Raw genomic sequence first — 12,365 nt, 5'->3', positions numbered from 1 at the left:
ATGCGGCTTCTGCTGGTCGCCGCCGCATCCGGCCGTTCGCGTCATTCGGTCATTTCGCGCATCATGCGGTCGATCCTGGCCATCGCGTCGCGCTTGATCTGGCAGACCCGCGCCGCGCTGACGTCGAGCGTCAGCCCGATTTCCTGCAGATTGAGCTCTTCGAAGAAATAGAGCTGCAGGACCATCTGTTCGCGGTCCGACAGGCGCCCGATGCAGGCGCGCAGCGCGTCTAGCATTCCTTCCTGTTCGAGCAGCTCGCCGGCGCCGAGCCGGTCGTCGGCGAACAGGAAATCGCCTTCGTTCATCATTTCGTCGAGCGAGGTCGAGCGGCCGTGCGTCGCGCTGCGTTCGAACTCGAAATATTCCTCGGCACCCATCCCCATCGCTTTGGCCATTTCGGCGGCGCCCGGCGCCCGCATCAGTTGTTGTTCGAGCGCGTCGCGCGTCGCCGCGAGCCGCTTGGCGGCCGCCATCGCGGCGCGCCCGACATCGGCCTCGCGCCGCTGCTGGTCGATCATTGCGCCGCGAATCCGCGTGGATGCATAGGTGGTAAAGGCGAAGCCGCGCTCTTCATAGGTACGGCTCGCTTCGATCAGCGCGATCAGCCCGACTTGGATCAGATCCTCAAGATCGCTCGTCCGCGACACGCGCGAATGAACCTGCCAGGCGATCTTGCGCACGAGCGGCGCATGTTCGGCGATCAGCGCCTCGACATTCTCGCCATAGCCTTGCGGCCGCAGGGCGTGCGCGGTCTTTCCCGCAAATTGCTCGGCGGGCTCAATTTTCATGGGGCTCGTCCTTCTGATAGGCTTCTTCGCCGCTGGTCAGCCGCGGTTGATCGGCACCGATCGTCGCGACGATTTCGGTTGCCTTGGTCGCCGGGATTTCGAGGTAGGAGATCACCGCAACATCGGGGAATGTCGCGCGCACCAGCCGCGACAGCGCCGGGCGACAGATGGGGGAGGCGACGAGCGCGAAGCTACGCGTCTGGAGCAGCAGCGGCTCGACCGCCTGGCCGATCTGTTCGACGATCTTCATCGCCATGCCATGTTCGAACGGCCATTCGGCGCCCGGATTTGCGCGCACCGCCTGATTGAGCAGCACTTCGATATCGGGGGTGAAGGTCACGACAGGCAGCGGCATGCGGCTCGGCACGATCGTCTGGACGATCAGCGCGCCGATGCGCTGGCGCACCGCTTCGATCAGGTCGCCATCGCCGAGCTGCTGGCCGACGAGCGCGACCATAGCCTCCGCAATCTTGCGGAAGTCGCGCAGCGGCACGCGCTCGATGAGCAGCGCCTTGCACAGCGCGGCGACGCGCGGCAGCGCATAGCCCTGCGGGCTGAGGTTCGCCGCAAGCTGCGGATAATGGGTCTTGAGATTGTCGATCAGCGACTGGGCATCGTCGATGCCGAACAGTTCGGCGGCCGAAGCGATGATGCTGTTGTTGAGGTGCGTCGCGACGACCGTGGCGGGATCGACGACGGTATAGCCCGCCGCGATCGCGTCATTCTGCGCGCTTTTGGAAATCCACAGCGCGTCGAGGCCGAAGGTCGGATCCTTGCAGGGGCGGCCCGTCACCTTGGTCACCAGTTCGCCCGAATCGAGCGCGAGCATTTCGTTCGGGAAGACCTCGTCCTCGCCGACGATCACCCCGGCGATCGAGATGCGATAGACGTTGCCGGGCAGCGACAGGTCGTCGGCGACCTTAACCGGCGGCACGACGAAGCCGAGTTCCTTCGACAACTGGCGCCGGATACCGGTGATCCGCGTCATCAGCGGCGCGCCCTTGCGTTCGTCGACCAGGCTGACGAGTGCATAGCCGATTTCGAGCTGGCACGGGCCGATGTCGCTGACATCCGCCCACTCGATATGATGCGGGTCGGGCGCCGGGGCCGCGGGTTCGGGCTGGGCAGCGACTTCGGCCGCTGCGCGCCGGAGTTGCCAGCCGATGGTGAAGGCCAGCGCCGCAGCAGGCAGGATCAGCATCTGCGGCATTGCGGGGACAAGGCCGAGGATGAACAGGATACCGCCGACCGCCATCCATACATGGGGGGAAGCGAACTGGCTGCCGATCTGGCCCGACAGGTTGTGGGGCGACGACACGCGCGTGACGATGGCGGCGGCCGCGATCGAGAGCAGCAACGCCGGAATCTGGGCGACGAGCGCGTCGCCGATCGCCAGCGTGACATAGGTGCTGCCCGCCTGCGAGAAGGACAGGCCGTGGCTGAACATGCCCAGGATCAGGCCGCCGACGATATTGACGAACAGGATGAGCAGGCCGGCGACCGCGTCGCCCTTCACGAATTTCGACGCACCGTCCATCGAGCCGTAGAAATCGGCCTCGGTCGCGACTTCCTGACGCCGCGCCTTGGCTTCGTCGGGGGTCAGCAGGCCGGCGTTGAGATCGGCGTCGATCGCCATCTGCTTGCCGGGCAGGGCGTCGAGGGTGAAGCGCGCCGACACTTCGGACACGCGTCCCGCGCCCTTGGTGATGACGACAAGGTTGATGATCATCAGCACGCCGAAGACGAACAGGCCGACGACATAATCGCCCCCGATCAGCACCTGGCCGAACGCTTCGATCACATGGCCCGCCGCCGACGTGCCTTCGTGGCCGTGGACCAGCACGACGCGCGTCGAGGCGACGTTGAGGGCGAGACGGAACAGCGTCGCGAGCAGCAAGACGGTCGGGAAAGCCGAGAAGTCGAGTGGCTTCGACGCTGACAGCGCGACCATCAGGATCGCGAGGCTGATCATGATATTGCCGATGAAGCTGATGTCGAGGATGATCGGCGTGACCGGGATCACCATCAACGCGACGAGAATCAGCATCGCCGCGGGCAGTGCCGCGGCAGTCGCGAAGCGCGCCGCATTGCGGACGTCGAGCCCGGTCATGCGGTGCCTCCCGACAGCGAAGCGAGCCGCTGATAGGCACTGGCGGCAAAATCCATCGACAATTTCCTGGGCATGGGTTGAATATCCATCATCGGTAGCGGCGGCCGTCCGGCGGCTTCGCCCGAAAAACTGGTTGCGGCGCTGCGCCATGTCGAAACGGGCGCTGCCGCGGCGGGCAACGGTGCGCCGCCGCCGGCGTCGAGTTTGGCGCGGAACAGATCGCGGATCTCGCCGACGCTGCGCATGCTGCCGTCGGGGGTGTAAAAGATCGGACGGTTCGCCGCCGCGGCTTCGGGCAGCAGCGTGGCGCCCGGCTGGTCGGGGTTCGCGTCGAGCGCGGTCAGAAAGCGCGCGGCCCCGGCGCTGCCGAGGAAATGCGCGAGGTAGAGATCGACCGGTTCGGCGGTGCGGCCCATCCGGCTTTCGAGGAATTCGCGATTATCGGCGGTCAGCGCCGCCGCCATGTTCGATGCGGCAAAGGGATCGTCGCGCAGCGCCATGATCTGGTCGCGCAGTGCCGGATCGCTGACCGACAGGCGGCCCGCGCCATCGCGGCGGATCGCGTCGGCGGCCCAGGCAAGCCCGTGATTGGCGCCGTGGCGCTCGAGCGTCGCGAGCCAGGTCTGATTGGTGAACTGATAGAGGCCGCGCGCCGACGATGTTGCGGCCTTGGCGCCGGGATTGAAGCGGCTTTCGACGCGGGCGACATCGACCAGATAGTCGAAATCGACCCCCGTGCGCGCCGACGCCGTCTGCACGGCATCCATGACGGGTGCGGCGATCCGGTTCGCTGCCTGGGGGTTGTTGATTGCGTTCATTGCCTCTGTTCCGCTGTTTCAGCAGAAGAGAAGCAATCATCGTGCCATTTCCGGGAAAGCCCCCGAAAATCTTGCTTATCAATAGGTTAAAGCGGGGCCTCGGGGTTGCGTGCCGCGGATTGCATGGTTCATGTCAATCCTCTGACGCGTCCAGTTCTTCAGGACATTGATACGGATTGCAGCCGCTTCGAGCTTGCCCAGCGTCTTGCCGATCAGCGCCCGGGCCTGCATTTCGCTGCCCGCCGGAACGCCGGCGCCGCGAAACAGGATGACCGCCGTTGCCAGATCCTCGGTCGCCGACACGATCGCCCCGGCATCATGGCCGTCGAGCGCGCCGACAAGCAGGTCGAGCTTGGCCTGCACCTCATGCATCTGTTCGATCATCACGAATTGCCGCCCGTGCTGTGGAAAAGTGCCATCGATTTGGCGATTGCCACGGGATCGACGCTATATTCGCCGCTGGCAATCGCGGCGCGCAGCGATGCGATACGGGCATAATCCACCGGCGGCTCCTGCGCGGCCATTTCGTTGGCAAGGCTGATCAGCCGCGCGACGGGCATCGCCGTCGGAGCGGGCTGGGCCGTCGCGCGCTGGTTCGCCGAAGCGGTCGAACCGCTTGCCGTCCTGCGCACGGGTGTCGCTCGCGTGACACCGCCGACCTGCAGGACGAGTTTGTCGTCACCTGCCATCTTAGCCTCCATCATGCACCGTCGGAAACTCGACGGCACTGCTTCAGAGCCATTAACGGCGGGTGGGGCGGCGCTTTAAGGGGCGGGTTGCCAAAAAATTAAAAAAAAAGAGGCCCGGCGGCGTCGAAAAATCGACAGCCACCGGGCCAGTGGGGCTTAACTACCTGAAAACTAGTCCTGAAGGCTCGCGCGGCCCGGTCCGGTGACGGTGGCGCTGATCATGTTTTTCGCGTCATTGCCGCGCAGCGCAATCGTTTCGCCGACGCGACCGTCTTCGGTCGCGATGGCGTTGTAGCTTACCGAAAAGCTGTCGGTGTCGATCGAGACGCGGACATTGTCGCCGCGGCGGATGACCGGCGCGGCAGCCGGGGCGGAGCGGGCGAAAACGGCGGAGGTCGCCGCGCCCGCCTGCGCCGCCATCGGCACGCGCAAGCGCCAGCCAAGCGATTCGCAGCGCACCGCGAGCGTCTGGCTGTCGATCGCGGTGATCGATGCCTGTTCGGGGCAGCGCGCCAGCTTGATGCGCCGGTCGATCGGCGTCGCGGTGCGTCCCATCGCATTTGCGACCATCGCGGTCAGCGTGTCGATGGTCTGCCAATCCTCGGTCGCCTGCTGCGCGGTTGCGGCGGGCGCCATCGCGATGCCGGCGGCGAGGGCGGCTATCATCCTGCGATACATGACCCAATCTCCTTTGCTGGTCCTTTGTCGCCGGTTACGGTGCAGGATGCGTGCCAATCGCGGGCAACCGCCGAATTTGCGGCCTGCGCGCCCGTCGCCGTCAATCTTTTGACGAGCGCTTCGCGGGCCGGGTCGGCTCCCGTCGCGGCATTGCCCCAGGGCACTGAAAAACAAGCGATAATGCAATTTGGCACGGCGATTGCATCATGCCTTGGTGATTCATCGCGCCCCTGCGCCGGACCGCCGGCAGCGAGGCGGGGCGACGGATCGAAAGCCGCCACTTGCTGGCGGCAAGCGAAGGCCCGCTACCGAAAGGTGGCTTGCGAAGGAAAGTGATGATGGCATCCGAGAAGCTCTTTGGCCTGCATGCGACAGCGCTCCAGCTGCGCAGCCAGCGCATGATGATGCTCGCGTCGAACATCGCCAACGCCGCGACCCCCAATTACAAGGCGCGCGACCTTGATTTTACCAAGGCGCTCGACTTGGCCCAGCAGGGCGCATCGACCGACGGCGCGATCGAAGGCGCCATCGCTTACCGCGTGCCCGTGCAGGCTTCGCTCGACGGCAACACCGTCGAAATGGCGACCGAACAGACCGCCTTTGCCGAAAACGCGCTCGCCTACCGCTCGAGCCTGTCCTTTCTGCAGGGCCGGATCGGCACGCTGACGCGCGCGCTGAAGGGCGAATGACGATGAGCGCGCTCTCGATCTTCGACATCAGCGGCCGCGCCATGTCGGCGCAGCTCGTCCGCCTCAACACAACGGCATCGAACCTGGCCAACGCCGGCACCGTCGCGGGCAGCGAAAAGGAAGCCTTCCGTTCGCTGAAGCCCGTGTTCCGCACCGTCATGGACGGCGCGGGGCGCGCGACCGTCGCGGTCGACCAGGTGACGGTCAGCAAGATGGCCCCGTCGAAACGGCACGACCCGTCGAACCCGCTCGCCGACAAGGACGGCAACGTCTGGGAAGCCGCGGTCGATAGCGCCGCCGAACTGGTCGAGATGGTCGAGACCGCCCGCCAGTATCAGAACAATGTCCAGGTCCTCGAAACCGCAAAGGGCCTGATCAACGAAACGCTGCGGTTGGGACAATAAGCCATGACGACCACCTCTGCCGTTAACGGAAGCAATATCACGGTGGTGCCGAAGAACAGCGGCACCCAGCTCGGCCAGCAGGATTTCCTGCGACTGATGACCGCCCAGCTGTCGCAGCAGGATCCGTTCAACCCCGTCGACAACCAGCAGATGGTTGCGCAGATGGCGCAATTCTCCAGCCTGGCCGGCGTCACCGAAACCAACACGACGCTGAAGACGATATCGGACCAGCTCACGGCGCAGACCGCGCTGCTTCAGGACATCAAGACCGCCCAGGACGCCGCCGCGGCGGCCGCCGCAGCCACCCAATCGACCACGCAGGAAGGATAAGTCCATGTCATTCTATACTTCGCTTTCGGGCCTCAAGGGTGCCCAGACCGACATGTCGGTCATCTCGAACAATATCGCCAACGCCAGCTCGACGGGCTTCAAGCGCAGCCGCGCCCAGTTCGGCGATCTGTTCGCTTCGTCGCCGACCCAGTCGACGCGCATGGTCGCGGGTCAGGGCCAGCGCCTTAACGGCATCATCCAGCAGTTCACGCAGGGTACGCTCGAGGCGAGCGAAAAGACGCTCGACCTCGCGATCGCGGGCGAAGGCATGTTCGTCGTCAAGGGCGAGCCGCCGCGCGAGCAGGTGACCTACACCCGCAACGGCGCCTTCACCCCGACCGATGACGGCCATATCGTCGACACCACCGGCCAGAAGCTGCAGCTGCTCCCGGTCGATGCGTCGGGCAATGTCACTGACCGCACGCTTGCCGGCATGACCGACTTCGTGCTCCCCGCGGGCGCGCCGTCGGATCCGACCTCGGCGCTGGTCAATGTGTCGGTCGGCCTCGACGGGCTCGTTACCGCGACCTTCGCCAATGGCGAGGGCCAGGTGCTCGGCAAGGTCGCGATGGCGAGCTTCCCCTCGATGGAAGGGCTGCGCCCCGTCGGCGACGCGCATTACCAGTCGACGGGCGAAAGCGGCCAGCCGACGATCGACGCCGCGACCAACGGCCCCATGGGTACGATCCGCTCGGGCGCGCTCGAACGCTCGAACGTCGACATCACTGAAGAGCTGGTGCTGCTGATCGCCGCCCAGCGCAACTTCCAGGCGAACGCGAAGGCGATCGAGGGCGCGTCGACGCTGACGCAGACCCTGATCAACATGCGTTCGTAATCGTCGATTAGCCGTCTGCCGGGAGCCAGAAGATGGACCGTCTCATCTACACCAGCCTCACCGCGATGCGGGGCAGCCAGGCCCGGCAGACGGCGATCGCCAACAATCTTGCCAATGCCCAGACGCCCGGCTTTCGCGGCGACATGGCAGAGGCGCAGTCGCTCTGGCTGCAGGGCAGCGGCGTCAATGCCCGTGCCATGTCGTCGGAGGAAGTGATCGGCGCCGACATGCGCGCCGGTGCGGTGTTCGCCACCGGCCGCGACCTTGACGTCGCGATGACCGGCGACGCGCTGCTCGTTGTGCAGGCCGAAAATGGTGAAGAAGCCTATACGCGCCGTGGCGATCTGCAGGTTTCGGCGAGCGGGTTGCTCACCACCGGCGACGGTCATCCCGTCCAGGGGGCGCAGGGCCCGGTTACCATTCCGCCCGCCGACAAGGTCAGCATCGACAGCGAAGGGCGCATCTGGGTCGTGCCCACCGGCGGCGATCCGCAGAACCCGCAGGAAGTCGACCGGCTGCGCCTGACGACCCCCACGGGATCGGACATCGTCAAGGGGCTCGACAATCTTTTCCGCGTCAAGGGCGGCGGCATCCTGCCCGACGATCCCGAAGCGCGCGTCGTCACGCGGTCGCTCGAGGGATCGAACGTCGCCGCTACCAGCGCTCTCGTCGAGATGATCGAGGCGAGCCGCAGCTGGGATTCGCAACTCAAGCTCATCAGCGACGCGCGCGACATGGACAGCGCGACCGCGAACCTGATGCAGCTCCCCCGTTAAGGAGAATAGACAATGAGCTTCGGTGCCTTGCACGTCGCGCGGACCGGTCTGGATGCCCAAGGCTTCCGGATGCAGGTGATCGCGAACAACCTCGCCAATGTGAACACCACGGGCTTCAAGCGCGACCGCGCCAATTTCGAAACGCTGGGCTATCAGATGATGACCCAGCCGGGTGCGCCCTCGTCGTCGGAAAACCGCTACGCGACCGGCCTCAACCTCGGCACCGGCGTCGAACTGGGTGGCACCGCGCGCATCGATACGCAGGGTTCGCTCAACGCCACGGGCAATGCGCTCGACATGGCGATCGAAGGCGCCGGCTTCTTTCAGGTGCTGCTGCCCGACGGCCGCACCGGATATACCCGCGCCGGCAATTTCACCATGTCGGCCGACGGCACGATCGTCACGCCCGACGGCAAGCCGCTGCAGCCGAATATCCAGGTTCCCGAAGGCGCGACCGGCGTGTCGGTAGGCGCCGACGGCACCGTTTCGGCGACCGTTCCCGGCCAGGCCGAGGCGACCGAGCTCGGCCGCATCGAAATCGCACGCTTCGTCAATCCGTCGGGCCTGCAGGCGATCGGCGACAATATGCTCGTCGAAACCGCCGCTTCGGGCGCACCGCAGGTCGGCGCCGCAGGCGAGGAAGGCCGCGGCATCCTGCGGTCGGGCATGCTCGAAGGATCGAACGTCAATGTCGTCGAGGAACTGGTCGACATGATCGAGACGCAGCGCGCCTACGAAGTCAATTCGAAGATGATCCAGGCCACCGACGAGATGATGAAAAATGCCACGCAAACGCTCTAAGGCCCTGCTCCTCGCATCGGCGCTGCTGCTGCCCTTCGGCATGCTGGCACCGGTCGCCGCGCTGGCGAAGGACAAGGTTGCACCCGACGCCTTTGCCGTCGCGATGCCGGTCGATCCCGCGCCGCCGCCGACGCCCAACGGTGCCATCTTCCAGGGCGGCTATACCCCGCTCACCTCGGGCGGCCGCGCCGGCCGGGTCGGCGACATCGTCACGATCCAGCTCGTCGAACGCACTGCGGCGACCAAGAGCAACAGCGCGACGACGCAGCGCGGCGGCAGCATCGGCCTGACCCCGCCATCGACCGGTCCGCTGTCGCTCTTTTCGCCCAGCGACATTGGCGCGGGCGGCGACCAGCAGTTCAAGGGCAAGGGCGATGCCGCCCAGTCCAACGCGCTGTCGGGCGAGATCAGCGTCACCGTCGCCGAAGTCTATCCCAACGGGATGATGCTGGTGCGCGGCGAAAAGCTGCTGACGCTCAATCGCGGCGACGAGCGCGTCCAGATCTCGGGCCTCGTGCGGCCGATCGACATCGGCCCCGACAACCGAGTCCTGTCGACCCGCGTCGCCAACGCGACGATCCGCTACGTCGGCAAGGGCGAGATCGCCCGCGCCAGCAAGCAGGGTTGGCTGCAGCGTTTCTTCTCGATCATCAGCCCCTTCTGAACGCCTTTTTAAAGGATAGTGCCGTGACCAAGCGTCCCACCCTTCTCGCCCTCTTCCTCCTGCTGATCGCGGGCTTCGGCTTCGCGGCGCCGGCGTCGGCCGAGCGGATCAAGGACATGGGCCAGTTCCAGGGCCTGCGCGCCAACCAGCTTACCGGCTATGGCATCGTCGTGGGCCTCGCCGGAACGGGCGACGACAGCCTCGATTATTCGACGCTGGGAATGAAGGGCGCGATGTCGCGCTTTGGCATGACGCTTCCTGCCGGGGTTAACCCGGCGCTCAAAAATGCGGCTGCGGTGATGGTCACCGCCGAACTTCCGCCCTTTTCCAAGCCTGGCCAGCGGCTCGACATCACCGTGTCGGCGATCGGCAAGGCCAAGAGTCTGCGCGGCGGCACGCTGGTGCTCGCGCCGCTCTATGGCGCGGACGGACAGATTTACGCGATGGCGCAGGGTAACCTCGTCATCGGCGGTCTGGGGGTCGACGCCGCCGACGGTTCCAAGCTGACGGTCAATGTGCCGTCGAGCGGACGGATCGCCGGCGGCGCGACAGTCGAGCGCGCGGTCGATACGGGATTTGCCTATGGCGACCAGCTGACCTTCAACCTCCACCAGTTCGATGCGACTAACGCCCAGCGCGTCACCGATGCGATCAACCGTGCGGTCGGGCCGGGTGCGGCGACGATGCTCGACGGTGCGAGCATCTCGATTCGCGCCGGCGGCAGCGGCGACGATCGCATGCGCCTGATGTCCCGAATCGAGAATCTCGAGGTTATCCGCGCCGAACCGCCCGCCAAAGTCATTGTTAATGCGCGCACCGGAACGGTCGTTATCAACGGCGCGGTCCGGGTCGGCACCGCGGCGGTGACGCAGGGCAAGCTCTCCGTCTCGGTCAAGGAATCGCCCACGGTGGTGCAGCCCGCACCGTTCAGCCGCGGGGAAACGACGGTCGAACAGTCGAGCGAGATCGGCGTCGACCAGGAATATCGTCCGGTGATGATGGTGAAGCCCACCGCATCGCTTTCCGAGCTCGTCGATGCGATCAATCGCATGGGCGTTCCTCCCGGCGACCTTGTCGCCATCCTCGAGGCGCTGAGCCAAGCCGGCGCGCTCACTGCGGAACTGGTGATCATATGACGACACCTCTTTCTTCGATCGGCGCCCCCGCCGCCAGTGCCGCCCCCGCCGGGGCCGGCAGCGGCGACGGCGGATTGCGCAAAGCGGCCGAATCCTTCGAGGCGGTCATCCTGCGTCAGCTCCTCTCGTCGATGCGGCAGGCCAAGCTGGGCGACGACATCTTCGGATCGAGCGCGACCGACAATTTCCGCGAAATGGCCGACGCCAAGACCGCGGACAGCATCGCCTCGATGCGCCAGTTCGGTATCGCCGACATGGTCGAGGCGCAGTTCCGCGCCCGGGTCGGAGGCGCGCAGTGAGCGACCTTCTCAACATCGGCGCCAGCGGCCTGCGCGCCTATTCGCGCGCGCTGTCGACGATCGGCGACAATATCGCCAACGCGCAGACGCCCGGCTATGCGCGGCGTACGCTCGAACTGGTCGAGAATCAGGCGGCGAGCAACATGCCGCTCTATCGCAGCTCGATCAAACCGGGCGGCGTGGCGATCCAGGGCGTGACGCGTTCGGTCGACCAGTGGCTCATTCAGGATTCGCGCATTTCGTCGGGCGACGCCGAGCGCTCGGCGACCAAACTCGACTGGATGAACAAGGTCGAGGCCGCAATGAGCGACGATTCGAACGGGATCGCGACCGGGCTGGGCAAGCTGTTCAACACTGCCGATCTGCTCACCGCCGATCCGTCGAACCCCACGTTGCGGGCGCAGTTTCTGCAATCGGTCGACGATGTCGCGTCGGGATTCCGCACCGCGGCGGGCCAGCTTTCGAGCATGGCCGACGGGATTTCGAGCGCCGCGGCGGGCGAAGTCGACAGCTTCAACACCAATTTGAACGCCCTCGAACAGATCAACATCGGGCTGCGCAAGGCACGCCCGGGATCGACCAACGAGGCATCGCTGCTCGACGAGCGCGACCGTTTGCTCGACGAGCTTTCGACGCAGGCCGGCGTCACCGCGAGTTTCGACAGCCATGGCGCGGTGACGCTGACCGCAACGGCGACCGGCGATACGCTGGTCGGCGGCGGCGTCGTGACGCCGATTTCGGTCAGCGCTGCGGCCGACGGCCGGCTGTCCTACAGTATCGGCGGATCGCCGTTCACGACCGCGACGGGATCGCTCGCCGGACTGGCCGAGGCGGCGAACCATGTCGCCGACCAGCGCGCGGGGCTCGACACCATGTCGGCGCAGTTCGCGAACCAGGTCAACGCTGCACACCAGGCGGGCATCGATGCCAATGGCAATCCGGGCCAGCCGCTGTTCGCTGGCGCCGGCAGCGCTGCGACACTGGCCGCGGCGCCGTTGACGACCGCACAGGTCGCGGCGGCCGATGCGACGAGCAGCAACGGCAATATGCTTGCGATCGGCGGGATGCGCGGGTCGAACGATCCCGAAAGCGCCTGGGCGGCGCATATGGCGACGCAGGCGCAGGCGACCGCATCGGCGCGCGCGCAGGACGCCGCCGCGACGACCCGCCGCGACGCCGCCTCGGCGGCACGCAGCGCGGTCAGCGAAATCGATCTCGACCGCGAGGCGGCCGATCTGCTGCGTTTCCAGCAAGCCTATTCGGCGGCGGCGCGCACGATCCAGGTCGCGCGCGACACGATGCAGGCGCTGCTGAACGCGGTGTAGGCGAAGGATTTGGGGCCATGAGC

At 66.1% G+C, this 12,365-nt stretch carries 16 protein-coding genes; 10 read left to right on the top strand and 6 right to left on the bottom strand.

What is annotated here, in order from left to right; all coding sequences use genetic code 11:
• Positions 1–41 precede the first annotated feature (41 nt).
• The 6 genes from EBMC1_RS04920 to EBMC1_RS04895 all read right to left on the bottom strand — a co-directional run bounded on the left by EBMC1_RS04920 (position 42) and on the right by EBMC1_RS04895 (position 5,083).
• Positions 42–788: a sigma-70 family RNA polymerase sigma factor gene (locus EBMC1_RS04920; protein ID WP_003041517.1), complete on the bottom strand. Its 747-nt coding sequence runs from the start codon at positions 786–788 to the stop codon at positions 42–44.
• Entirely contained in the window at positions 778–2,898 is a 2,121-nt protein-coding gene (flhA, locus tag EBMC1_RS04915; protein WP_003041514.1) for a flagellar biosynthesis protein FlhA, read from the bottom strand. The genes EBMC1_RS04920 and flhA overlap by 11 nt, the downstream gene beginning before the upstream one ends.
• The gene (locus EBMC1_RS04910) at positions 2,895–3,716 is read right to left on the bottom strand and encodes a transglycosylase SLT domain-containing protein (protein ID WP_003041511.1); all 822 of its coding nucleotides are present in this window, start codon (positions 3,714–3,716) and stop codon (positions 2,895–2,897) included. The genes flhA and EBMC1_RS04910 overlap by 4 nt, the downstream gene beginning before the upstream one ends.
• A gap of 78 nt (positions 3,717–3,794) precedes the next feature.
• On the bottom strand, positions 3,795–4,100 hold the full coding sequence (locus EBMC1_RS04905) for a hypothetical protein (RefSeq protein ID WP_003041506.1): 306 nt from the start codon (positions 4,098–4,100) through the stop codon (positions 3,795–3,797).
• On the bottom strand, positions 4,100–4,405 hold the full coding sequence (flgM, locus tag EBMC1_RS04900; RefSeq protein ID WP_003041503.1) for a flagellar biosynthesis anti-sigma factor FlgM: 306 nt from the start codon (positions 4,403–4,405) through the stop codon (positions 4,100–4,102). Before flgM ends, EBMC1_RS04905 begins: the two co-directional genes overlap by 1 nt.
• Positions 4,406–4,576: 171 nt before the next feature.
• Positions 4,577–5,083, bottom strand: coding sequence for a flagella basal body P-ring formation protein FlgA (locus EBMC1_RS04895; RefSeq protein ID WP_003041500.1), 507 nt, complete (start codon positions 5,081–5,083; stop codon positions 4,577–4,579).
• 335 nt (positions 5,084–5,418) lie between these two features.
• On the opposite strand from EBMC1_RS04895, the gene flgB reads away from it, so the two are divergent.
• From flgB to flgK, 10 genes are read left to right on the top strand one after another with little or no spacing between them, the layout of a single operon-like run.
• Complete coding sequence (flgB, locus tag EBMC1_RS04890) at positions 5,419–5,772, top strand: flagellar basal body rod protein FlgB (RefSeq protein ID WP_062766137.1); 354 nt, start codon at positions 5,419–5,421, stop codon at positions 5,770–5,772.
• Entirely contained in the window at positions 5,769–6,176 is a 408-nt protein-coding gene (gene flgC, locus EBMC1_RS04885; RefSeq protein WP_003041494.1) for a flagellar basal body rod protein FlgC, read from the top strand. The genes flgB and flgC overlap by 4 nt, the downstream gene beginning before the upstream one ends.
• Before the next feature lie 3 nt (positions 6,177–6,179).
• The gene (locus EBMC1_RS04880; RefSeq protein WP_003041492.1) at positions 6,180–6,506 is read left to right on the top strand and encodes a flagellar hook assembly protein FlgD; all 327 of its coding nucleotides are present in this window, start codon (positions 6,180–6,182) and stop codon (positions 6,504–6,506) included.
• Positions 6,507–6,510: 4 nt separating this feature from the next.
• Positions 6,511–7,341 carry a flagellar hook-basal body complex protein gene (locus EBMC1_RS04875; RefSeq protein ID WP_003041489.1) on the top strand — a complete coding sequence of 277 codons (831 nt, stop codon included), beginning with the start codon at positions 6,511–6,513 and terminating at the stop codon, positions 7,339–7,341.
• A gap of 32 nt (positions 7,342–7,373) precedes the next feature.
• Positions 7,374–8,117 (top strand): flagellar basal-body rod protein FlgF, encoded by a 744-nt coding sequence (gene flgF / locus EBMC1_RS04870; protein ID WP_003041486.1) that lies wholly within the window; start codon positions 7,374–7,376, stop codon positions 8,115–8,117.
• A gap of 12 nt (positions 8,118–8,129) precedes the next feature.
• Positions 8,130–8,918, top strand: a complete 789-nt coding sequence (gene flgG, locus EBMC1_RS04865) for a flagellar basal-body rod protein FlgG (RefSeq protein WP_003041483.1) — start codon at positions 8,130–8,132, stop codon at positions 8,916–8,918.
• Positions 8,899–9,582, top strand: coding sequence for a flagellar basal body L-ring protein FlgH (locus tag EBMC1_RS04860; RefSeq protein WP_003041480.1), 684 nt, complete (start codon positions 8,899–8,901; stop codon positions 9,580–9,582). Before flgG ends, EBMC1_RS04860 begins: the two co-directional genes overlap by 20 nt.
• Before the next feature lie 23 nt (positions 9,583–9,605).
• A complete protein-coding gene (locus EBMC1_RS04855; RefSeq protein WP_003041478.1) occupies positions 9,606–10,718 on the top strand; it encodes a flagellar basal body P-ring protein FlgI in 1,113 nt (370 codons plus the stop codon).
• Entirely contained in the window at positions 10,715–11,017 is a 303-nt protein-coding gene (locus EBMC1_RS04850; protein WP_003041475.1) for a rod-binding protein, read from the top strand. The genes EBMC1_RS04855 and EBMC1_RS04850 overlap by 4 nt, the downstream gene beginning before the upstream one ends.
• A complete protein-coding gene (flgK, locus tag EBMC1_RS04845) occupies positions 11,014–12,342 on the top strand; it encodes a flagellar hook-associated protein FlgK (protein ID WP_003041473.1) in 1,329 nt (442 codons plus the stop codon). Before EBMC1_RS04850 ends, flgK begins: the two co-directional genes overlap by 4 nt.
• Positions 12,343–12,365 lie beyond the last annotated feature (23 nt).

Source organism: Sphingopyxis sp. MC1 (assembly GCF_000371385.1).
GTDB classification, from domain to species: domain Bacteria; phylum Pseudomonadota; class Alphaproteobacteria; order Sphingomonadales; family Sphingomonadaceae; genus Sphingopyxis; species Sphingopyxis terrae.
Note: the sequence above shows the minus strand (reverse complement) of the source record. Positions and strands in the feature narration are given on the sequence as shown.

What these genes read in the sequence shown, in the direction of transcription:
- EBMC1_RS04850 (WP_003041475.1), top strand. Translation starts at nt 10,715, where the DNA reads ATGACGACACCTCTTTCTTCGATCGGCGCCCCCGCCGCCAGTGCCGCC.
- flhA (WP_003041514.1), bottom strand. Translation starts at nt 2,898, where the DNA reads ATGACCGGGCTCGACGTCCGCAATGCGGCGCGCTTCGCGACTGCCGCG.
- EBMC1_RS04860 (WP_003041480.1), top strand. Translation starts at nt 8,899, where the DNA reads ATGCCACGCAAACGCTCTAAGGCCCTGCTCCTCGCATCGGCGCTGCTG.
- EBMC1_RS04920 (WP_003041517.1), bottom strand. Translation starts at nt 788, where the DNA reads ATGAAAATTGAGCCCGCCGAGCAATTTGCGGGAAAGACCGCGCACGCC.
- flgB (WP_062766137.1), top strand. Translation starts at nt 5,419, where the DNA reads ATGATGGCATCCGAGAAGCTCTTTGGCCTGCATGCGACAGCGCTCCAG.
- EBMC1_RS04875 (WP_003041489.1), top strand. Translation starts at nt 6,511, where the DNA reads ATGTCATTCTATACTTCGCTTTCGGGCCTCAAGGGTGCCCAGACCGAC.
- EBMC1_RS04910 (WP_003041511.1), bottom strand. Translation starts at nt 3,716, where the DNA reads ATGAACGCAATCAACAACCCCCAGGCAGCGAACCGGATCGCCGCACCC.
- EBMC1_RS04880 (WP_003041492.1), top strand. Translation starts at nt 6,180, where the DNA reads ATGACGACCACCTCTGCCGTTAACGGAAGCAATATCACGGTGGTGCCG.
- flgM (WP_003041503.1), bottom strand. Translation starts at nt 4,405, where the DNA reads ATGGCAGGTGACGACAAACTCGTCCTGCAGGTCGGCGGTGTCACGCGA.
- EBMC1_RS04905 (WP_003041506.1), bottom strand. Translation starts at nt 4,100, where the DNA reads ATGATCGAACAGATGCATGAGGTGCAGGCCAAGCTCGACCTGCTTGTC.
- flgF (WP_003041486.1), top strand. Translation starts at nt 7,374, where the DNA reads ATGGACCGTCTCATCTACACCAGCCTCACCGCGATGCGGGGCAGCCAG.
- EBMC1_RS04895 (WP_003041500.1), bottom strand. Translation starts at nt 5,083, where the DNA reads ATGTATCGCAGGATGATAGCCGCCCTCGCCGCCGGCATCGCGATGGCG.
- flgC (WP_003041494.1), top strand. Translation starts at nt 5,769, where the DNA reads ATGACGATGAGCGCGCTCTCGATCTTCGACATCAGCGGCCGCGCCATG.
- flgG (WP_003041483.1), top strand. Translation starts at nt 8,130, where the DNA reads ATGAGCTTCGGTGCCTTGCACGTCGCGCGGACCGGTCTGGATGCCCAA.